Below are 21009 nucleotides of genomic sequence, written 5' to 3' on the forward strand. Positions count from 1 at the left end.
CGATATGGCTCATGAACAGCTAAGCGGCAATGTAAAAACCGCCTACGACGAATTTTACAAAAAACATGATGAAGCCTGGCGTATGCTAGGTGCCAAATACAAAGCTCAGCACATTATGCAAGTTTGCCAAGGCCGCACTTTTAACAAGGTGCTGGAAGTTGGCGCTGGTGATGGCAGTATTCTGCAAATTTTGTCGGAACATAATTTTGCGCCGGAGTACCAGGCCGTTGAAATTTCGGAGAGTGGCGTACAGTATATACAGGCTCGTCAAATTAAAAACCTACAATCGGTACAGGTATTTGACGGTTACCATTTGCCATTTGCCGACGATAGCTTTGATTTGATTATCCTATCGCATGTGCTGGAACATGTGGAGCACGAAAGATTGTTGCTGCGCGAAATTAAGCGGGTAGCCAAAATGTGCGTAATTGAGGTACCACGTGATTATAAAGCAGGCGTAGATGCGCGCTTACAGCACTTTTTAGCTTACGGGCATATCAATATGTACACGCCTACCCTACTGCGTTACCTGTTGCGCACGGAAGGCTTTGAAGTAATAACCGACTTAACTTCCATGATTGAGCCGGAAGTAACCCGTTTTAATACCTATATCAATCAAAAGAAAGCCAAAAGCTTTGTTACTGATGTAAAAATAGCTGCTGAGTTTACGGCAAAAAAAGTAATGGGCAGCTTGATGGGTAAAAAAAAGCAGGAAGAACTGGCTAATGCCTACACGATACTTTGCAGTAAAACCGCACGGCAAACCGAAATATTTTAAACCAGCTATCATTCATGCAAAACCTGGCTCCCATTGCACTTTTTGTTTACAACCGGCCCGATCATACGCGCCGTACCCTCAATTACCTGCAAAAGAACCAGCTGGCTGAAGAATCGCGCTTGTTTATTTTTTCGGATGGGCCTAAAACCGAAGCCGACCAGCAAAAGGTCAAAGAGGTAAGGTTATTGGCTCAACAAGCCACTGGCTTTAAATCGGTAAAGCTGATTGAACGGGCAGAAAACATGGGGCTGGCTAATTCCATTATTAGCGGGGTATCACAATTGGTACAAGAGTATGGTAAAGTAATTGTGTTTGAAGATGATTTACTTTCCTCCCCTACACCCTTCAATATTTTAATGAAGCGCTAGTTAAATACGCCCAACAAGAGCAGGTAATGCATATTGGCGCTTACATGTATGATTTAAAAGCACCTAACCTATCCCAAACCTTTTTTTACCGGGCTGCTACCAGCTGGGGATGGGCTACCTGGGCACGTGCCTGGCAGCATTTTGACCCCAACATTGACCACCTGCTGCAACAATTTTCCGAGCAGAAGATTCACCAGTTCTCTATCGAGAATACCATGAATTTTTGGAAGCAGATGCAGCAATTTAAAGCTGGCAAAAACAACTCGTGGGCCATACGCTGGTATGCATCTATCTTTTTACGTAATGGATTAACGCTTAATCCATCACACTCCTTAATCCAGAACATTGGGCATGATGGTAGTGGTGTACACTCTAACAATGAAGATATTTACCAAGTGCATGTAGCCCGGCAGCCTGTTACGCAGTTCCCGACCATTTTACAGGAAGATAAACATGCTTACGAAGCCATTAAGCACTTCTTGAAACACCGCAAGGGTAATTTATGGCAACGCGGCATTCGCTTTATTAAGCAATGGCGTAATAAATACTTTTAAAATTTAAATATTCCGTTCTTCCACCATTCGAAAAAAATCATCACGATAGGTATCGCCTATTGGAATAATCTTGTCGCCTATACTAATACGGCTACGTTCAATACTATCAATTTTATTTAGCGCTACTATATAGGAGCGGTGCACGCGAATAAAGTGCCTTTCGGGTAAAGCATCTTCCACCTTTTTCATGTTTTGCAAGGTGATAATCCGTTCGGCAGGAGTAAATATAGAGATGTAATCTTTTAAGCCCTCAATAAACATGATATCATGCAAATACACCTTCTGTATTTTATGCTCAGTTTTTACAAAGATAAAATCGCTTAAAAAGTCTTGCTGTTGAGGTAGAGGCTCTTCTTTCTCCAGAGGTTTAAAGGTCGGTTGTAAGGTAGCCTGCACTTTTTGAGCTGCTTTGAAAAAGCGATCGAAGGCAATAGGTTTTAGCAAATAATCAACTGCGTCTAACTCATAACCTTCTAAGGCATACTGCGGGTAAGCGGTAGTTAAAATCACTTTGGCTTTGCCATTAGCAATACGCAAAAACTGAATACCCGTTAATTCGGGCATTTGCACATCCAGAAAAATCAGGTCGATACCGCCTTGTTGTACTAAAGTAAGCGCCTCAATAGGACTGGTGGTTGATTTCACCAGTTCCATAAAGGGTATTTTAGCAATATAATCTTCAATGATATGCAAAGCCAAAGGCTCGTCATCAACTACCAGGCAACGAATCATGTTTATAAAATTAAGGATAATTCACAAGTATAAGTATCCACCGTGTCATTCACTTTCAGCTGGTATTGGTTAGGATACAATAAATTTAAGCGCCGTTTTACATTATTCAAGCCAATACCTCCGGCCGCATCCCGGTTATGTACATGCTTTTTATTCTGCATAAAAAAATCAAGCCGGTTGTTTTCTATGGCAATTTTAAGCTGAATAGGCGTTGCTGCATTGTTAGCAATTCCGTGTTTAAAGGCATTCTCGATAAAGGCAATAAGCAGCAGCGGCACAATACGTTGGTTATTTACCTCGCCGGTAATTACAAAATCAACACAGGCGGTTTTACCAAGCCGTATTTTTTGCAGATCGATGTAATTTTGCAAGTATTGCAGTTCTTTAGTTAAATCTACCTTGTTATCATTACACTCATATAGCATGTAACGCATAATTTCAGATAGCTTTAGGATAGCTTCGGGTGTATTATCAGCCCGCTGGTAGGCCAGCGAATAAATGCTGTTTAAGGAGTTAAACAAAAAATGCGGATTAATCTGAGACTTCAACAAAGCCAGTTCGGCAGTTAAACGCTGATTTTCCAAATCACGCTGCACGCGTTCGTTCTGAAACCAATCGGTAGTAAACTGTAATGTAATACTCAGGGTGATAAAAATAACACTGGCAAAAAGGCTGCTTACAAAGTACGGCCAAAAGCGTAATGGTTCACTATCGGGCAAACCGGGCCAATAACGGTAAATAAGCACACGTACGCCATACTTGACAACGCCCGCCAGAATAATGGTTAATACTACGGCTAGTGCGTATTTACGGTAGTTATTTTTATCCAGATAAGCTGGTATCAGCACCAGATAATTAAAATAGAACAATCCAATGTTCAGGCAGCTGAAAAAGCCAATGGTAACTAATATATCAACTGTAGTAACTTTAGAGTTACTAGACACAATAAAAATAAAAAGGGATACCAAACATCCCCAAAACAGTACATGCCAGAAAATTTGCCAGCCTTTTTTCATCGCAACTAAATTACTGTTTAGAATGATTAGGCGTGTATTTATTTAAGCAATACCTCAAAGCAGTACTTAAAGCATCCGGCATTTTCACTTTGGATGATAGTGTGAGTCGTTCAGAATTTGTTGAGCATCCTGGTTAGCCATTAGTTGCGGCAAAGTTACATCAGTATGCTTATCCATGTAGGCACGTACAATTTGCCACCCGGTCCAAACTGCCAGTCGTGGTGCCGATTCGTTCTTTTCGCCTAAGCCGGGGGTAAAAGGCGCTTCACTAAAGTACTTTTGTATTTTCTCAAAATCAGTTTCGTATAGCAGGTTTTGTTCCAGAAAATATCCCCATATACTGGATTCAAAGTTTTTGCACCAGTCTGCTTGTTGGGTGGTGTACCCAATTTTAAGTGAGTCCGGTGTATCGGGCAGTACCTGATCCATAAAGTACAATATCTTACCCTCATAAATCATTTTGCTCAGCAATGATTTATTTTGAACCGACTGCGGAAACATATTTTCACGACCCAAACTCTCAATAACACGCGGGGTAATGTATTCGGGTGTAAAACGACGAGCTATATAGTGCGGATAAGCATTAATTAAAGCCGGGTAAAACTTCGAGTTAGCGCCCAAAAACAAATCCAGCCCAATAGCAAAATAATCATTCCCGATAGAAGTTTGCGCCTGAAAGCCCGAAACATAGGCGTACATTTTAGGCAAACGCTGTTGTGGAAAGTAATATTTGATGCGCTTGAAAGCATCTGTCAACTCAGCTTCTTGTTTATCTAGGTTAGGGTAAACCGAATCTGTTTCGTGCTTTAAGTCTTGGTAAGGTTTACTGCTCAATACTTTGCGTAGGGTAGCAAAGTAAGCAGTATCACGCGTATTACCCGCTTCTAATACCTGCTCCATATAGTCGCTATAAAAACTACCATACTTTTGTTGCATTTGGGCAGCTTGCTGGCTCATAGGCTGGGTACGCATCTGGTCGAAGTCGTGATCGAACCGGGCAATATGAACTTCCAGGTGAATGTCGCTTACATCCGCCTTTTTATGGTGCGAACAGGAGGTAAGCGCCAGTGCGCTTAAAATAAGCAGGTAAAAATGTTTTACTTTGTTTTGCACTGGTATTGTAATTATCTTCTCAACAAAACTAAAAAATTTGAGTTGATTTAGTACTGCTACACCTACAGAAGAATAAAACCATGAAAATTGCTTTAGCTCAGCTGAATTATCATATCGGTAACTTTGACTCGAATACCGCAAAAATTATTGACACCTTAAAACAGGCCCAGCAAAATGGCGCCGACCTCGTTGTATTTTCTGAACTTTGTATTTGCGGCTATCCTGCTCGCGATTTTTTAGAATTCAAGGAGTTTATTGACCTTTGTGAGCAATCGGCACAAAAAATTGCAGCCGAGTGTACAGGTATTGCCTGCATTATTGGTATTCCAACACCCAACAACGACCCGCAAGGTAAAGATTTGCACAACTCAGCTTACTTTATTTATGATGGTAAGGTGCAGGTGGTAGTAAATAAAGCTTTACTGCCTAACTATGATGTATTTGATGAATACCGTTATTTTGAGCCAGAAACCGAGTTTACCTGCATTGATTTTAAAGGACATAAAATAGCACTTACCATTTGCGAGGATTTGTGGAATGATATTGAAAACCCATTGTACGTAACCCGCCCAATGGATAAGCTGATTGAGCAACAACCCGATGTAATGATTAATATAGCGGCTTCGCCATTTGCTTACAACCATGATGAGGAGCGTATTGCTATATTAAGCAGTAATGCTAAGCGTTACAACCTGCCCTTGTTTTATGTAAACCATGTTGGCGCACATACTGAATTGATTTTTGATGGCGGATCTTTAGTTTTTGATAACACCGGTAAGCTGATTGATGAGCTGCCGTACTTTGTGGAAAAACTAACGTATTATACCCTGAATGCTGATAGCAGCATTACACCTGAACAGCCTACTACGCTAGTGGCCGAACGCCAAAGCGATATTGAGCAAATTTATCAAAGCTTAATTTTAGGCATACGCGATTATTTTTTTAAATCCGGTTTTAACCGTGCTACGTTGGGCTTATCAGGCGGTATTGACTCGGCAGTGGTTTGTGCATTGGCTGCCGAAGCATTGGGGCCTGAAAACGTGATGGCGATTTTATTACCTTCTAAATTCTCTACCGACCACTCCTTAAAAGATGCGGAAGATTTAGTAGCTAACCTGGGTTGCAAATCAGAAACCATTGCTATTAAAACCATTACCGATGCTTTTGAATCAGCTTTAGAACCACAATTTCAGGGTTTGCCCTTTAACATTGCAGAAGAAAATTTACAGGCCCGTAGCCGTGCCGTGGTACTGATGGCAATGTGTAACAAGTTTGGCTATATCTTACTTAATACTTCCAACAAAAGTGAAGCTGCCGTAGGTTATGGTACCTTATATGGTGATATGTGCGGTGGTATATCTGTACTGGGCGATGTTTACAAAACACAGGTTTATCAGCTGGCGCGATATATCAATCGTGATCGTGAAATCATTCCGGAAAACTCCATTGTAAAACCACCATCTGCCGAACTGCGTCCCGATCAGAAAGATACGGATTCACTACCTGATTATGATACGCTGGATGCTATCCTGGCACAATATGTTGAACACCGTTGTTCGTCTTCCGAATTGATTAAGCAGGGCTTTGATGAGGTTACTGTTCGCCGCGTTATTAAACTGGTTAATCTGGCTGAACACAAGCGTTACCAAACTCCGCCTATTTTACGGGTATCACCCAAAGCCTTTGGCATGGGGCGCCGGATGCCTATTGTAGGTAAGTATCTGTCTTAAAGAGTTTTTAATATTCTTTTTAGCAGGTATAATAAAACAAATTCAGCAGTGCTGTACTTATTTCGATAAGTCCAACCAGAACTTAATGCAGAATGAAAAAGATTAATAAAAAATTATTTTTTTTCATTCTGCATTAAACCATCGGATAGTTTCGTTATCAAAGCTAATAAGGAATATTATACCATGAAAAGAACACTATATTTTGCGCTGGTGCTTTTTGCTATATCAGCACTTTCAGCCTGTTCAAGTTATCATTATTACAAAGCCGGAGACGATTACCTGAATTTAAAACAGTATCGTACGTTTGCCTGGGCAGCACCTGAAGGCCCTGGCGCTGAGGGCAACTTCCGGGGCCCGAGACAACGTCGCCCTGATGACTCTCAAGGTCAGCCACCGCGTCGTCGGGATTTTGGCAATCAGGGTCCGCGTATGCAAGGTCCAAATCGTGGTCAGGCCAGCTTAGGTGCCCGGCTTAACGAAGTAAACAACAACAAGTACTTCAACAACCCGGAAGCAGTCCGTAAAATTCAAGATGCTGCTGTAAGCAGCTTGCAAAGCAAAGGCTTGGTGATGCAACCTAACAATCCGGATTTGCTGGTACGCTACACCACTATTGTTGACCGCGGCTCACGGAACGGCTACGCTTATACACCATACTACGGCTTAGGCTGGGGTGGTTGGGGCGGCTACGGCGGCTGGGGCTGGCGCTATCCATACTTTGGCTTAGGCTGGGGTGGTGGTTGGGGCGGCTACGGTTACGGCGGCGGCTACCCTGTACAAGAACACTTTAAAGAAGGTGTACTGGCTATTGAGCTGATTGATACGCACACCAACCAAACTGTTTGGATTGGTTATGGCGCTGGAGAATTAAGCAAAAACCGCGAGAAAGCTATTGCTCAACTACCTAAAGTAGTAAACGATATTTTTAAACAACTGCCTGTAGGTATGTAAACTCAGGTTGTAAAGCTTTACTAAAGCTTGCTTATTTTATAAGCAGGCTTTTTTTATTTTCAATAAGCAGCTTGCAGGGTAACGGTGAAATCACGTCGGGTAAGTTGTTGGGTTTTCACTTCAACCGGGTTCAGGATGCCTTGACCATCTGTTTCGGCAGCAAAGTAGCTGCTATCTTGCCGGATAAAAACAGAGTATTTTCCCACAGGCAGTTTAACTTGATAATAACCGGTACTATCTGTGTGCAAGCTAGCAACCAAATGGGTGTTAATTTGCGTAAAAAGCGGCAGGTGTCCGGTAGTGTGCGCAATAGTAGTTGCCTGGTAAATATTTATTCGGCAGTTTAATGATTTATTGGATGGTTCGATGGCTTTGCCACGCATCGGCATGTGGTTGCCGGTGGCTTGGTAAATATGACCTTCTATACCTGATGATAAATGTATTGAACCCGAAAACATGCTACTTAATGTAATAACCAGTACTGATGCGATGCTGAAAGCCAGAAATAATTTGCTAATAAATTTAAGCATGGTTAAAATGATGATACTGTTTAATAAATATGGCCTGGTTAAGAATTGTTAATCAGCAATGTACTAAATGTTCAGTCAAAATATTGAACTTTACCGAACAACCGATTTGAATAGTTAGCTTACATAGCCTATACATGAATAAACTTTACTTGAAAATTCTTTTTTCTATTGCGCTCATATTAGGTGGAACTACGATAGCTCTGGCCCAAAACCAGCCGGATAATACGGCTAAGAAAACTATACTGGAACAGCTCACCCAGCAGTTCAATAACAACTACAACGCTAATCAGCTAAAAATACAAACGCTGGCACCGGCCCACAATTGGTTTATCCGTCGTAAAAACAGTAAAGGCGATGTTATATCATTACAACGAGTATCTGCATTAGGCTTTCCGGTTTATTACCATACGTTCAACAATACCACAGCCGCAGCCACTACCCGAACCAATGCCGTACAACCTGGTGGCGAACTGGGCCTGAGCTTATCAGGTTCCAGCAGTTTTTTGAACGGCAGACTAGCTATTTGGGATGAAGGTTCGGTTTATGCTGCCCACCAGGAGTTTTCCGGCAAAACAATTACTCTGAAAGATGCGGCAACAGCTACCAGCTTACACTCTACCCACGTAGCGGGCACCATGATAGCCAAAGGTGTTTATGCACCTGCCAAAGGCATGTCTTTCAACAGCAGCACGCTCCTATCATACGATTTTGATAACGATATTACCGAAATGAGCGCCGCGGCATCTAGCTTGCTGTTATCCAACCACTCTTATGGTGTAATAGCCGGTTGGGAACAAAATGATGATGGCACCTGGAACTGGTATGGCTTACCTGGTGATACGGAAGATTATAAATTCGGTTTTTACGATACCGATGCCCAAAACATGGATAAGATTGCCTACAATGCGCCTAGCTATTTGATTGTGGTAGCAGCAGGCAACAACCGTGTTTATACCGGCCCGGCGGTAGGTACTACCTACTATGGCTATAAAAGCCGCACCGATCAAACTATTGTAAGTAAAGGCCCTCGTCCGGCTGGTATCAGCAGCAATAACGGGTATGATATATTGCCCACCTTTGCCAATGCTAAAAATATTTTAACTGTTGGTGCTATACAGCAGCAACCATCAGGACCAGCCAGCCGGCAATCGGTAGCTATTTCTAACTTTAGCTCGTTAGGACCTACTGATGATGGCCGTATCAAACCCGACATTTGCGGTGATGGCGACAATGTGCTATCTACCAGCAACAGCGGAACTTCGGCTTATGCTACGTTATCAGGTACCTCAATGGCTACGCCTAACGTAACTGGCTCTTTGCAATTACTGCAAGAGTACTATGCCCAAAAGCATAACGGCAGTTTCATGCGTTCGGCTACCTTAAAAGGCTTAGCTTGCCACACCGCTTTTGATGCCGGCAATGTCGGACCCGATTATACCTATGGCTGGGGTGTATTAGATACGCGCAAAGCAGCACAAGCCATTACCGATCAAAATACCAAAAGTCTGATCAACGAAAACACCTTGCAACAAGGTCAAACATATACCATTAAGGCGATAGCTTCAGGTACAGGTGCTTTGATAGCTACCATAGCTTGGACTGATCCGCAAGGTACGCCCAGCACCGAAGGCACAATTAACGACCGTACCGCCAAACTAGTTAACGATTTGGACATTCGGGTGAGTGATGGTACCAGTACGTTTTTACCTTGGGTGCTGAGCTACAGTAATCCAAGTGCAGCCGCCACCAAGGGTGACAATAGCCGTGATAACGTAGAGCAGGTATATGTAGATGGTGCGGTACCAGGCCGCACTTACACCATTCTCGTATCGCATAAAGGTACGCTGCAATCGGGCTCACAGCCCTACTCGTTGATTGTAACAGGTGGGGGTGGTACAACTTACTGTACCTCTGCCCCTACTTCCAGTGCAGATTCGCGCATTAACAATGTTACCTTTTCCAACATCAATAATACACCGACAGCAGGCTGTACCACGTACTCAGACTATACCGCACTTACTACCCAGTTAGAAATTGGCCGTACTTACCCAATCAGCCTTACTTTAGGTACCTGCGGCGGCAATTTCAACAAAATAGCCAAAGTATTTATTGACTGGAACGCTGATGGCGTTTTTAATACTACAGATGAGTTAGTAGCCACCAGCGGTGTAATTACCGGCACGGGCACCTTTACGGCTAATGTAACCGTGCCTTCTACTGCCACTTCAGGAAACTCCAGCTTGATGCGGGTAGTACTGCAAGAAACCAGCACAGCATCAGCAGTTACCGCCTGTGGCAGCTATGGCAAAGGTGAAACGCAGGATTACCGCGTACAGTTTACCGCACCTGCTATTGATGCCGGTGCTACGGCCATCAGCAATAGTGCAGCCAATGGCAACTGTGCCGGTACCAATAACATTACCGTCCGGCTTAAAAATTACGGAACATCAGCCATCAGTAATGTACCGGTTACGGTCACTGTAACTTCGGCCAATAATACGGTAGTTACTTTAAATGAAACCTATACCGGCACGTTAGCAGCAGGCACCGAAGATAACTTTATCCTAAGTGGTACCTTTAATGCCCAAGCTGGGGCAGCTTATACATTGAGCGCCACTACCAAGTTAAGCGGTGATGCAGTAACCGGCAACGACCAAACTTTAGCTAACATCACCATCGGAGCCGCACCTGCAGCCACCAACCTGACGGCCAATTACTGTAATGATACCAACCGCTACTTACTTAACGGTACGGGTGATGGTACTTTGCTTTGGTACTCGGCAGCAACTGGCGGCGCTCCATTAACGTACGGCCAAAATGCTTTTACAACTACTGCCCCTACCAACAATACTTACTATGCCGGGGTGAATGATTTGAACGCCTATGTAGGTCCGGCTACAAAAAGTGTGTTCTCGGGTGGTGGGTATAACCAGTTTGGACCGAATGTTACGGTATTTACCCGTGTTCCGGTCATTATTCAGAGTGCGCGTTTATATGTGGGGAACTCGGGACATGTTACTTTTACGGTATCAAACGCTAACGGACAAGTGGTATCCAGCAGTACACTTGCGCTTACCGCAACACGCACCACGCCAGGTTCCGGCGCTCAATCTGATGATGCCGCCGACCAGGGGCAGGTTTACAATCTGAATCTGCAACTACCAGCAGCGGGCACTTATACCATCAGTACCAGCTTTAGCGATGATGCTACTTTATTCAGAAGTAACAGCGGGGTGAGTGGCTATCCTTACAAAATCGGTGATGTATTCAGTATTGTATCCAACACGGCAACCACTACATCAACCACCGATACGGCAGCTTATAAATCTTTTTACTACTATTTTTATAACATGCACGTAATTAGTGCAGGCTGCCCTTCGGCTACGCGTCAATCAGTTATAGTAACCACGCCGGTTATTATTCAAAACGGCACTACGCTGAGTTCGAACTTTGCGGCTAACAACCAGTGGTATTTAAACGGTACAGCTATTACCGCGGCAACCGGGCAAACCTACTTGCCTACGCAAAGCGGTAATTACCAGTTACAAAATGTGCTGACAACGGGTTGTACAACCATATCGCCCGTTTACACCTATATTAAGAGTGATGCGGTGCTGAATACGCCTAATGATATTAGCTTATCGGTGTTCCCGGTGCCAGCCAATACCAATTTAAACGTTGCCTTTATTGCACCTGCGGCCAGCGATTTAAATATGGCGCTCATCAGCACAGCTGGCAGAATAGTGTACACCAACAAAAGCACAGTGCCGGCAGGGAATTACAGTACGGCAGTTAACGTATCTGCCATGCCCCCCGGCACTTACATACTTCGGTTACGACTGGGGCAAAAACAATATGCCACCAAGCTGATTATTGACCGCTAATATTATTTAAAGCAGTATTTAATACCTAACCCAGGCGCAATATCAAAATACGGACCCACGGCTAATTCCAGGCGTGGGTTCAAATCTAAACTAATGGCAATAGGGCTGTTCGGAATCAGGTATTCCAGGCCCAAAACACCATCAGCACCCAGCAGTACGTGGCTGCTATCGTAATATTCATCATCGCCGGTATAGCGTTGAAAAATACCTTTACCTACCGAACCAATGTGCGCACCTGCACCATAATAAAACTTAAGCTCGTTTACCCCGAAAGCAGTTTGGTGAATTTCGTATAAGCCGGTTATAACCAAGCCGTGCTTACGAAAACCTAAAACACCTTCTACCGCGGTTGAGTTATTCATGAAGTACTTGCCGGAAATACCATTTTCATAACCATCAAACTTTAAACCAAGCGCGCCCTGGTATAAGGCCGGGTTTTGCGTGGTTTGCGCGTTAGACTTTTGCTGAAAGGCCAGCATGAAACAGCTAATAATAAAGAGTAATGTTATTTTTTTCATGATGTAGTTTTGTGTAAATAACGGCAGATTTAAGATTTTATGAAGATCTAACTTTAAAAAAATAGCTTTTACCGGCTTACCCGGCTAAAAGTCAGTAGCATAATTTTAAGGTATGACTACAATTAAACCCCGCTGTTTAACCGGATTTGTACTATTTTAGACGAACGAACATCTTTTTGAACACATGAAAATTCTCTCTATAAAAACCATATTCAAACCGCAGCTGTACATCGCTTTTACTTTAGCTACCAGTATAGCTTATGCACAAACGCCGGTAAGTCAGTCTGAACAGCCCAGTAAAAACGGCATGGTGGTTTGCGCCTACCCGGATGCGGCACAAGCAGGCTTAAGCATATTGAAAAAAGGCGGTAATGCGGTTGATGCCGCTGTGGCTGTACAATTTGCTTTGGCTGTTACCCTGCCCGAAGCTGGTAATATTGGCGGTGGTGGCTTTATGGTTTACCGTTCGGCCAAGGGGCAAACCAACACGCTCGATTACCGGGAAAAAGCGCCTGGCAAAGCTAATGCCGATATGTACCTCGATGCTAACGGCAACGTAATCCCGAATAAAAGCTTGTACACCCACCAGGCGGTAGGCGTACCCGGTTCGGTAGATGGTATGATTGAGGCGCACCGCAAATACGGCAAACTGAAATGGGCCGAATTGGTGCAACCGGCTATTAATCTGGCTCATCAGGGTTTTAAAATTACCCAGCACCTGGCTGCCGATTTAAACCGCAACCAAGCCGATTTTAAACGACTGAACCCCAGTAAAAGCTACTTTTTGAAAGATACCCCTTGGGCTGCCGGTGATTTACTGGTGCAGGAAGATTTGGCCAAAACCCTGATGCTGATTCGGGATCAAGGACGTGCAGGTTTCTATAACGGTACGGTTGCCACTCAACTGATTTCCGAAATGAAATCGGCCGATGGACTGATTACCCAGGCTGATCTGGACAACTACCATTCGGTGTGGCGCAAGCCGGTGATTGGGAAGTACAAGCAATATAAGGTAATTACCATGCCGCCACCATCCAGCGGGGGTATTGCTCTGTTGCAATTGCTGCACAGTGTAGAACCTTTCCCACTGCACCGCTGGGGCTATAACCAGGATTCGACCGTGCAATTGATAGTGGAGGCGGAGCGGCGTGTGTATGCCGACCGTTCTAAATACTTGGGCGACCCCGACTTTTACAAGGTTCCGGTAGATAGTTTGTTACGCCCTAGCTATGTGGATAACCGCATGAAAAGCTTTACCTGGGCACAAGCCACGCCCAGCAGCGCCATACAACCCGGTACTTTTGTCGGTTACGAAAGTGACCAAACTACCCACTACTGTATTGTTGACCGCGAAGGCAATGCAGTATCCATCACCACTACGCTGAATGGTTCATTTGGGGCTAAGATATTTGTAAAGGGTGCCGGCTTTTTGCTGAATAATGAGATGGACGATTTCAGCTCTAAACCGGGTGTGCCCAACATGTACGGACTGGTAGGCGGCAAAGCCAACAGCATACAACCTGGCAAACGCATGTTATCGTCCATGACGCCAACTATACTGGAAAAGAACGGTCAGCTGTTTATGGTAGTGGGTACGCCGGGGGGCTCTACCATTATTACTTCGGTTTTTCAAACCATCCTGAACGTGATTGAGTTTAACCAGACCCCACAACAGGCGGTAGCCTCTAAACGCTTCCACCATCAATGGCTGCCTGATGATATCGAAACCGAACACGAAGCACTGGACAAATCAGTAGAAGCCAAGCTGCAACAAAAAGGCTATAAAATCACCGATCGTGGTGCCATAGGCCGCGTAGAGGCCATTGTCAAAACGCCGCAAGGCTACGTAGGCGGTGCTGACCCGCGTGGGGATGATACGAAGGCAGGTTGGTAGAGTTAATTATGTGTTCTTTAGGTATTCTACTGATGATAAAGATAGCTGGTAATGTCGCTAAACCACAAGCGGGACGCTTGCGGGAGCAAGAGGGATTCCCGGTAAACGTTCGTTTATGGAACAATCTTTACCTCTGCTCAACCCTCTTCCGCTCAAGCGCAGACGCTTGAGCCCTCTGCAAGCGGCTCGGCTGCAAGTTGTTCAAGCGCAGACGCTTGAGCGGGAAATAGTATTTTTAGTAAAGATTCTTACCTGCATTGATGTTAGGCATTCTTTTTTTAGAGTATCTGCTAAAAAGAAAACATCTCACTAAAGGGTCGACAATTGGGAACTAAAAAGCTACCAGCAAAATTTTACGGCTTTATAAAAGTAAGTTGATGGATGCAGCGGTTATTTAAAGTTTCGGGGACTCTATATTAAACGATCCGCTTAGCCGTAATACGCCGGGAGGCGCCCATAGGCCACTGACCCTACTCACTTCGGCATCAAACGTGCCTTTAGCGCTGGCGTACTCTTTACTGGTGTCAATAGTTGCCGAAAGCAATTTAGCATATTGAGCTCCTTGAGGTGCGCTGAAGTATACAGCAGATGCGCGGCCATAGAAATCACCATCAATTATCAGCTTACAGGATTGAAGTTGATATCGGCGCGCTATATAAAGAAACGTGATTTGCACCTTCATAAAGCCGTCTTTATCGCCGCCTTCAATAGTCATTTCGGGAATGGGTCTCATCGGCAAAAGCGCTGGTTTGGAAAACGCCACTACCGGATCATTGTGCAACGATTTACTAAGAACGAATGTCTTGCTGTTTACTTTTAATACCATGCCAGTAGGCTGACCAATGGCTACACCATTATCTCCAGTTGCATTGGGCAGACCGTAAGGCATTACACCAAAATCTGCCGGCGTGAAATGCCCGACGGGGTTTGAAATAGAGCTGAGTAAAAACGGATCTGCAACTACGCTGGTATCACTGCTAGCAGCAACTTGCGTTTGTACTGCCTCTTTAGCAGGCATGACCTCCGAAACAGCAACGCCTTCTTTTTTACACGAACAAACAAGCATCCCCACCCCTAAGGTCATCAGCAGCGTACTGTAAGCTTTTTTTAATATCATGGATATGATTTGAGTTGATGAATCAAGCTATTTACCAAAGGAATAATAAACCGATAAAGCTAAATTGGAAGCCAGGTTCGCGCCGAAGGCATGATCCCGCTGCTCCTGCATCAGCTGACCGCCGGATAGCTCCTTGTAATACACCTTCTCATATGACAGGCTGCCAATGCTTGCTGCCAGCCCGATCCTGCGGGCTGGGAAATAAACAAAGTCTAAACCAATGCCTGCATTTAACCTGTTTTCTACAGTATCCTCGTTAAAGCTCTGCGTGTTTTGGTAATTCATGGTAGCCTTGGCGTGTTGGTAGCTTACATAAGGCCCCACGCGGAAACCGACCTTGCCGTCATACAAAAAATATTTTCTTAAGAAAACACCGGAGTTGAATCCTTTCTGCTGGGTTGCATCGTTGCCCAAAGCGCTGAAGTTATTCTTAAGCGTAGAGCTGGTATAGCCTACTGAAGCCCCCAGGTCAAGGTTGTTAGCCACAAAGTAGCTGTAAGAAGGGCCAATGCCAAAGTAGTTCATTTTGTCTTTGCTCACCGTAGTAGCACCGTTATCGCTAGGATCGTGCTCAATGGTTGTGCCTTTGCCGGTACTTTCTGAGATTTGCCCGCCCAGCAGTTGGCTGCCTTTTTGCGTTTGCGCCTGAGCCGCTAATGAGGCACATAATAAAACAGCTAAAGAGTAAAGATATTTATTCATGAAACTAGATAAAGCGTTGGATTGTAAGCGCTAAGGTAAGTTTATTTTATTGAAATACTCAGTTGTGGCTATTTCTTCTCTCGAAAGGGTCGTTTTATGAGAGTGCAATTGTATAAGCGAAACCCTACTGTAACGAATATTACAATTGAGCTTATTTATTTTGGTAACTCGATGTAGAAGGTAGTACCCTCGTGCTCTTTGCTGCGAAACCAAATTTCACCCTTGTGCCATTCTACAAGGGTTTTAATGATAGACATGCCCAGCCCGATAGAAACCTGGCCTTTCAACCCTGGCCTGCCTGCCTTGCTAAATTTATTGAACAAGGTGGCATGATATTTCCCCGGAATGCCTACCCCAATTCTGGCGCGAGTATATCGGGCTGACTGCAGCAAGGGATACCCATTCCTTAACAGGCACGAGTAGCTTTTGCCCACTTACCACCCCGACATACTCGCGCCAGAAATTGGGGATCTTAGTTTCTATGTACCTGCCGCTCTTTGAAATGAGTAATAGCTTTCAGTAGAGTTCTTATGTGTAATTAACAGCAAAGCCCGGCAGTGGATCGACCGGGCTTTGCTGTGTTTGATTAGCTAAAGTATACGTGACACACGTGCATCAGAACTAAAGGGACAGGTTCCCAACTATATTTGTTTTCTACATCATAAATCACTTATCGATGTACATTGAAAATTGTAGCTGCTTTTTTATCTCAAAGATAGAATCACTTCAAAATGTACCATTGATCATTATATAATTTGAAATTGCTAATATCTTTAGGCAATGATCCTTTAGCCTTTCTCAACAATAATGTTTTTTGGGAAGAGTACGGATTGATATAAATATTGCCTTCTTGGTCAACTTTAAGGTAATAACATTTAATCTTTAAGAATGCTTTCATTAAGCTCTTTATTTTGGTTGCGCTTAAAGAATCATTAAAGCAATTTTTCACAAACTTAGTATTCACATTTAACATCGAGTCTTTGTTGTCTAAATAAGTAATAATATAAGGTCCACAATTATGCTTATATAGCATGTATACATTTTTATTATAGCTTACTCGACTGCGATGAAATATCACGAACCCTTTGAAAATATTGAATTCAGCTTTACCATAATGTGCAATAGATTCCTGTAAACACTCCTGGCGACATCTCCCGAAAGTTAACATTAAGAAGAATCCTAACAATAAAACAGCAAATTTTTTTGTTTTTTTTATACTCATAAAGGTAAAGATAAGCCGAAACGAGGTGACCAACCCCTGTATCTAAAAGAATACTTTTGCGCATAATTTGCTCCTCTACTTATAGACAATTGATCCCCCTGTTCTGGCGCGAGTATGTCGGGGCGGTAAGTGGGCAATGGCTACTCGTGCCTGTTTAGCAGTAGTTTTCAGGCACGAGTAGCCACTGCTGCAACCAGCCCGACATACTCGCGCCAGAGTAAAGGGATATATAAGCCTCTTATAGCTTTTATGCTAGCTTAAGCATACCACGTATACTTCAATTAGCTACCAAAACCCAATATCCTACTGACAAAACAGTGCCACCACTGCCAATGGTTTGTCAGTGTTACAAGGTGTTACAGATCTTACACACTGAAACATGTAACACTAAAATCACAACTAAACTTAGCCTCACCTTTTCTGCTATGCGTGACTAAAATACTATCTTTACGCATGACTTTTACTGAGCAGTTTCCTGTTCTGAACAACTATACGTATGTCAATACGGCGAGTTCGGGTATCCTGTCGCAATCGTTACTGAACTGGCGCAGGCAGCATGATATGGATTTCATGGAACAAGGCAGCAATTTCCGTCTGCCACAAGCTGATTTTTTACAGCAGGTAAAAAACAGCGTAGCCCGGCTGTTCCATTCCAATGTAGAAAACACCTTCCTGGTGCCCAACTTTTCGTATGGCTTTAACATTCTGCTGGATGGCTTACCAGGCAAGCAACGAGTATTGCTGGTACAGGAAGATTACCCTTCTATTAATTACCCGGTAAAAAGTCGCGGTTATGCATATGAACACGTAGTGGCAGACGAACTGCTGGAACAAAACCTGCTGGCTCGTATCGAGCAGTTTAAGCCTACCCTGCTGGCCTTTAGTTTGGTACAGTACATCAGCGGCATCAAAATAGACCCGGCGTTTATCAAAACCCTGAAACATACCTACCCTGAACTACTGCTGGTAGCCGATGGTACCCAATATTGCGGCACCGAACCTTTCAACTTTGTTGAATCAGGGCTGGATGCGCTCATGGCCAGCGGCTATAAATGGATGCTAAGCGGCTATGGCAATGGCTTTGCCCTATTGAACGAGAACTTAGCTAGTCAGCTTTACGCAGGTAACCAGCAAAAGACATTCCCTTCGGAACCTTTTCTACAAGGCCGCAGTCCGTTATCATTTTACTTTGAACCCGGCCATCAGGACACCCTAACCTTCGGTAGCCTGAAACAAGCTATTGCTGATCTGGAACAAACCGGTTTGGCTAACATAGCCAGCCACATTCAACAACTCAGCCAGCAAGCCCTAAACGCCTTTGCTGACCGTGGTTTACTAGCTGAAGCTATACTGAAACGTAAGCAGCATTCCTCTATATTCAACCTTAATTTGACTGAACAGGTATTCAATCAGCTACAGCAAGCCGGCGTGCTGACCTCCTTACGCGGACCAGGTATTCGAGTATCCTTCCACTTCTACAACACGGAACAAGACTTGGAACGATTGCTGGAAGTAATTGACCAGCATCGGTAATTTACGCTACTACTGCCCTTTCTGTATCAATACCCTAACCCGCTTTACTAAAAAACAGGGAGCTTAGGTACCGGGTAAGGGAACACCAGTAAAGGTATGCTGATTTGTTCGGCCACTTTCAAGGTATTGCTCCGGTTTAAAAGTTGATCAAGCCAGCCTTTGTTGCGGTGTACCATCACCAGCAAATCGGCCGCGGCCTGATTAGCCAACCAGTTTAAACCATCATGCAGGTCGGCATCGCAAACGTTGCGGTAATAAATATGGGCGTAATCAATTTTATTGGTTACCTCTTCCAGAAACTTCTTAACAGGTATTTGCGCCTCCTCGCTAGCCGGGCAAATATGCGCTAGCAACAAGCTTGCGCCAAACGGTTTAGCCAGGTGGGCTACTGCATGTACCAAATCAATATCGGCTGGCATTAAATCAGTCGGGAAAGTAATTTTATGGATACTTTTAAAACTACAGTTTTCGGGCACCATCAATACCGGTACTGTTACATTATCAATTACGCTCCGCATGTGGTTACCCATCAGCCAGGCAGATAGCCCCTTTTTATGGCTGCCAATTACCAGCATCACTATATCGCGGTTATTTAATAGCTCATCCAGGTGCAGGTTCAATGCACCATCATGGCAGCGGCAATCAATAACTGGTTTAAAAGCATAAGCTGGTGAAGCAGTAAGCTCCACCTCTAACTTTTTAACCAGCAAATTTAACTCGTTTTCGGTATCGTTTTGTAATTCATCAAAATCTTCCATCGGCCATGCAATCTGGGCAGCCATGGGGTCGGCAGAAGGCACGGTAAAGGCATTGTACAATAAAATATTAGCATGAAGATGCTGAGCCAGATGCAAAGCATAAAAGGCAGCATGCTCTCCTTTTGCAGTCAAATCGGTTAATACAGCTATAGTTTTCATACGCTTGAATTTTAATGAGTTTGATGATTTTGCTGTTACAAAGCTCATTAAAAAAGTTGCGCAGTAAGATGATGATTCTCAGTTGGCAATGTGATTATAATCACGATTTAGCAGGAAATACCACAACTAATAGGAATAATCAATAAGATGGATTCTAATACCATCTCCATCATTCAAAGTATTCAGGAATGTTCACACATTAAAAATGAACACCGAAATACAATGCTACAAAGTATGTTTAACAAATGCCGTAAGTAAAGCTTTACTTATGGCATTTGTTTTGAAATTATTTACTTGCCGGTAATCTTTGTTAATACTTCAATAAACTGATCCACCGCCTCATCAGGCGTAGCCCAACTGGTTACCAAGCGGATGGCGGTTTGCTGTGCATCTATCTTTTGCCAACGATAAAAATCAAACTGCTGCAACAACTGCTCAATTACATCGGCAGGCAGAATTGGAAAAATCTGGTTGGTATAAGATACCGTTAACAACGGAAAACCCAACTGCTGAATAGCCGCCGATAGTTTAGCGGCTGCTTGGTTAGCATGGCGAGCCATTTCAAAAAACAAATCGCTCCTGAACATTTCGGCAAACTGAACACCCAATAAGCGACCTTTAGCCATCAAAGCGCCACGCTGCTTTAAATGGTACTGAAAATCATTTTGCAGTTCGCGATGGTTAATCACAATGGCTTCACCCAGCAAAGCACCGTTTTTGGTACCGCCAATGTAGAATACATCGGTATAACGGGCTAAATCAGCAAAGGTAATATCATTAGTTTCAGCACACAAAGCTGAACCGAGGCGAGCGCCATCCATAAACAAATACAAATGATGCTCACGGCAACAGGCTGATAAATCTACCAGTTCCTGTCGGCTGTACATAGTGCCAATTTCGGTAGCATTTGAAATATACACCAACCGCGGGCGGGTCATGTGCACTTCTTCAAACTTGCCCAGTACCCCAAAAATATCTTCAGGACGCAGTTTACCATCAGGCGTAGGCACCGCCTCAATACGATGCCCAGTAGCTTCAATAGCTCCAGCTTCGTGTACATTAATATGCCCAGTAGTAGCCGCTATCACGGACTCATGCGGGCGAAGTATAGAAGCAATTACAATCAAATTAGCCTGCGTACCACCCGAAACCAGGAACACACCAGCTTCGGGGTTTTCAATACGTTGTTTAATGAGTTGTACGGCTTCTTGTGTATATTCATCATCGCCGTAACCACTTTGCTGGGCCAGGTTACTGCTTACTAAGGCATTTAAAATGGCTGGGTGTGCGCCTTCACTATAATCGTTTTTAAAGCTAAATTTTTTCATCTATGAACAGCTATTCTACAATCAGCCTGCAATATATTAAGCCCTGTACATTTTTGATTCAAATGGCAGCTAGTTTTTAGTATTATAACAAAACTGTTGCCCTTTTATGAAAGAATTAAAGG

Annotated in this window: 19 protein-coding genes; 9 read left to right on the plus strand and 10 right to left on the minus strand. The window is 43.8% G+C overall.

Annotated elements, in window-relative coordinates; all coding sequences use genetic code 11:
* Positions 1-4: 4 nt before the first annotated feature.
* Genes HH214_RS06430 through HH214_RS22260 form a run of 3 tightly spaced genes read left to right on the plus strand, consistent with a single transcriptional unit; the run spans position 5 to position 1700 of the window.
* Positions 5-778, plus strand: a complete 774-nt coding sequence (locus HH214_RS06430; protein WP_169606541.1) for a class I SAM-dependent methyltransferase — start codon at positions 5-7, stop codon at positions 776-778.
* A 14-nt stretch (positions 779-792) separates the two neighbouring features.
* Positions 793-1146, plus strand: coding sequence for a glycosyltransferase family protein (locus HH214_RS22255; protein WP_315853192.1), 354 nt, complete (start codon positions 793-795; stop codon positions 1144-1146).
* Positions 1147-1190: 44 nt separating this feature from the next.
* Positions 1191-1700, plus strand: coding sequence for a hypothetical protein (locus HH214_RS22260; RefSeq protein WP_315853193.1), 510 nt, complete (start codon positions 1191-1193; stop codon positions 1698-1700).
* 3 nt (positions 1701-1703) lie between these two features.
* Here the strand turns inward: HH214_RS22260 and HH214_RS06440 are convergent, their stop codons facing one another.
* From HH214_RS06440 to gldB, 3 genes are all read right to left on the minus strand, one after another.
* A complete protein-coding gene (locus HH214_RS06440) occupies positions 1704-2432 on the minus strand; it encodes a LytR/AlgR family response regulator transcription factor (RefSeq protein WP_169606542.1) in 729 nt (242 codons plus the stop codon).
* A 2-nt stretch (positions 2433-2434) separates the two neighbouring features.
* Entirely contained in the window at positions 2435-3448 is a 1014-nt protein-coding gene (locus tag HH214_RS06445) for a sensor histidine kinase (protein ID WP_169606543.1), read from the minus strand.
* 84 nt (positions 3449-3532) lie between these two features.
* Entirely contained in the window at positions 3533-4573 is a 1041-nt protein-coding gene (gldB, locus tag HH214_RS06450) for a gliding motility lipoprotein GldB (RefSeq protein ID WP_449288825.1), read from the minus strand.
* Positions 4574-4641: 68 nt separating this feature from the next.
* On the opposite strand from gldB, the gene HH214_RS06455 reads away from it, so the two are divergent.
* Together HH214_RS06455 and HH214_RS06460 are read left to right on the plus strand one after the other, a co-directional pair.
* Positions 4642-6291: an NAD+ synthase gene (locus HH214_RS06455; RefSeq protein WP_169606545.1), complete on the plus strand. Its 1650-nt coding sequence runs from the start codon at positions 4642-4644 to the stop codon at positions 6289-6291.
* A 183-nt stretch (positions 6292-6474) separates the two neighbouring features.
* Entirely contained in the window at positions 6475-7242 is a 768-nt protein-coding gene (locus HH214_RS06460) for a DUF4136 domain-containing protein (protein WP_169606546.1), read from the plus strand.
* Positions 7243-7301: 59 nt separating this feature from the next.
* Here the strand turns inward: HH214_RS06460 and HH214_RS06465 are convergent, their stop codons facing one another.
* A complete protein-coding gene (locus tag HH214_RS06465; RefSeq protein WP_169606547.1) occupies positions 7302-7772 on the minus strand; it encodes a hypothetical protein in 471 nt (156 codons plus the stop codon).
* Positions 7773-7906: 134 nt separating this feature from the next.
* On the opposite strand from HH214_RS06465, the gene HH214_RS06470 reads away from it, so the two are divergent.
* Positions 7907-11656, plus strand: coding sequence for a S8 family serine peptidase (locus HH214_RS06470; protein ID WP_169606548.1), 3750 nt, complete (start codon positions 7907-7909; stop codon positions 11654-11656).
* 2 nt (positions 11657-11658) lie between these two features.
* On the opposite strand, the gene HH214_RS06475 is transcribed toward HH214_RS06470, so the two are convergent.
* Positions 11659-12174 (minus strand): hypothetical protein, encoded by a 516-nt coding sequence (locus tag HH214_RS06475; RefSeq protein ID WP_169606549.1) that lies wholly within the window; start codon positions 12172-12174, stop codon positions 11659-11661.
* Positions 12175-12358: 184 nt separating this feature from the next.
* Between HH214_RS06475 and ggt the strand changes: the two genes are divergently transcribed.
* Both ggt and HH214_RS06485 read left to right on the plus strand, forming a co-directional pair.
* Positions 12359-14068, plus strand: coding sequence for a gamma-glutamyltransferase (gene ggt / locus HH214_RS06480; protein ID WP_169606550.1), 1710 nt, complete (start codon positions 12359-12361; stop codon positions 14066-14068).
* Between the two features lie 115 nt (positions 14069-14183).
* Complete coding sequence (locus HH214_RS06485; RefSeq protein ID WP_169606551.1) at positions 14184-14381, plus strand: hypothetical protein; 198 nt, start codon at positions 14184-14186, stop codon at positions 14379-14381.
* A gap of 81 nt (positions 14382-14462) precedes the next feature.
* Here HH214_RS06485 and HH214_RS06490 read toward each other — a convergent pair whose 3' ends face one another.
* From HH214_RS06490 to HH214_RS06500, 3 genes are all read right to left on the minus strand, one after another.
* Positions 14463-15185, minus strand: a complete 723-nt coding sequence (locus tag HH214_RS06490) for a hypothetical protein (RefSeq protein WP_169606552.1) — start codon at positions 15183-15185, stop codon at positions 14463-14465.
* 27 nt (positions 15186-15212) lie between these two features.
* The gene (locus HH214_RS06495) at positions 15213-15887 is read right to left on the minus strand and encodes an outer membrane beta-barrel protein (RefSeq protein ID WP_169606553.1); all 675 of its coding nucleotides are present in this window, start codon (positions 15885-15887) and stop codon (positions 15213-15215) included.
* Positions 15888-16042: 155 nt separating this feature from the next.
* Positions 16043-16279: a sensor histidine kinase gene (locus HH214_RS06500; protein ID WP_248282223.1), complete on the minus strand. Its 237-nt coding sequence runs from the start codon at positions 16277-16279 to the stop codon at positions 16043-16045.
* Positions 16280-17562: 1283 nt separating this feature from the next.
* On the opposite strand from HH214_RS06500, the gene HH214_RS06505 reads away from it, so the two are divergent.
* Positions 17563-18642, plus strand: coding sequence for an aminotransferase class V-fold PLP-dependent enzyme (locus HH214_RS06505; RefSeq protein ID WP_169606555.1), 1080 nt, complete (start codon positions 17563-17565; stop codon positions 18640-18642).
* A 47-nt stretch (positions 18643-18689) separates the two neighbouring features.
* On the opposite strand, the gene HH214_RS06510 is transcribed toward HH214_RS06505, so the two are convergent.
* Both HH214_RS06510 and HH214_RS06515 read right to left on the minus strand, forming a co-directional pair.
* Positions 18690-19559: a universal stress protein gene (locus tag HH214_RS06510; protein WP_169606556.1), complete on the minus strand. Its 870-nt coding sequence runs from the start codon at positions 19557-19559 to the stop codon at positions 18690-18692.
* A gap of 290 nt (positions 19560-19849) precedes the next feature.
* The gene (locus HH214_RS06515; protein ID WP_169606557.1) at positions 19850-20887 is read right to left on the minus strand and encodes a threonine aldolase family protein; all 1038 of its coding nucleotides are present in this window, start codon (positions 20885-20887) and stop codon (positions 19850-19852) included.
* Positions 20888-21009: the final 122 nt, after the last annotated feature.

The organism is Mucilaginibacter robiniae, from assembly GCF_012849215.1.
GTDB lineage: Bacteria > Bacteroidota > Bacteroidia > Sphingobacteriales > Sphingobacteriaceae > Mucilaginibacter > Mucilaginibacter robiniae.

Excerpts from the sequence above, each read along its gene's own strand:
- HH214_RS06505 (WP_169606555.1), top strand. The coding sequence starts at position 17,563 with ATGACTTTTACTGAGCAGTTTCCTGTTCTGAACAACTATACGTATGTC.
- HH214_RS06490 (WP_169606552.1), bottom strand. The coding sequence starts at position 15,185 with ATGATATTAAAAAAAGCTTACAGTACGCTGCTGATGACCTTAGGGGTG.
- HH214_RS06510 (WP_169606556.1), bottom strand. The coding sequence starts at position 19,559 with ATGAAAACTATAGCTGTATTAACCGATTTGACTGCAAAAGGAGAGCAT.
- ggt (WP_169606550.1), top strand. The coding sequence starts at position 12,359 with ATGAAAATTCTCTCTATAAAAACCATATTCAAACCGCAGCTGTACATC.
- HH214_RS06460 (WP_169606546.1), top strand. The coding sequence starts at position 6,475 with ATGAAAAGAACACTATATTTTGCGCTGGTGCTTTTTGCTATATCAGCA.
- HH214_RS06470 (WP_169606548.1), top strand. The coding sequence starts at position 7,907 with ATGAATAAACTTTACTTGAAAATTCTTTTTTCTATTGCGCTCATATTA.
- HH214_RS06455 (WP_169606545.1), top strand. The coding sequence starts at position 4,642 with ATGAAAATTGCTTTAGCTCAGCTGAATTATCATATCGGTAACTTTGAC.
- HH214_RS06515 (WP_169606557.1), bottom strand. The coding sequence starts at position 20,887 with ATGAAAAAATTTAGCTTTAAAAACGATTATAGTGAAGGCGCACACCCA.
- HH214_RS06465 (WP_169606547.1), bottom strand. The coding sequence starts at position 7,772 with ATGCTTAAATTTATTAGCAAATTATTTCTGGCTTTCAGCATCGCATCA.
- HH214_RS06440 (WP_169606542.1), bottom strand. The coding sequence starts at position 2,432 with ATGATTCGTTGCCTGGTAGTTGATGACGAGCCTTTGGCTTTGCATATC.
- HH214_RS06495 (WP_169606553.1), bottom strand. The coding sequence starts at position 15,887 with ATGAATAAATATCTTTACTCTTTAGCTGTTTTATTATGTGCCTCATTA.
- HH214_RS22260 (WP_315853193.1), top strand. The coding sequence starts at position 1,191 with ATGTATGATTTAAAAGCACCTAACCTATCCCAAACCTTTTTTTACCGG.
- HH214_RS06485 (WP_169606551.1), top strand. The coding sequence starts at position 14,184 with ATGGAACAATCTTTACCTCTGCTCAACCCTCTTCCGCTCAAGCGCAGA.
- HH214_RS06475 (WP_169606549.1), bottom strand. The coding sequence starts at position 12,174 with ATGAAAAAAATAACATTACTCTTTATTATTAGCTGTTTCATGCTGGCC.
- HH214_RS06430 (WP_169606541.1), top strand. The coding sequence starts at position 5 with ATGGCTCATGAACAGCTAAGCGGCAATGTAAAAACCGCCTACGACGAA.
- HH214_RS22255 (WP_315853192.1), top strand. The coding sequence starts at position 793 with ATGCAAAACCTGGCTCCCATTGCACTTTTTGTTTACAACCGGCCCGAT.
- HH214_RS06445 (WP_169606543.1), bottom strand. The coding sequence starts at position 3,448 with ATGAAAAAAGGCTGGCAAATTTTCTGGCATGTACTGTTTTGGGGATGT.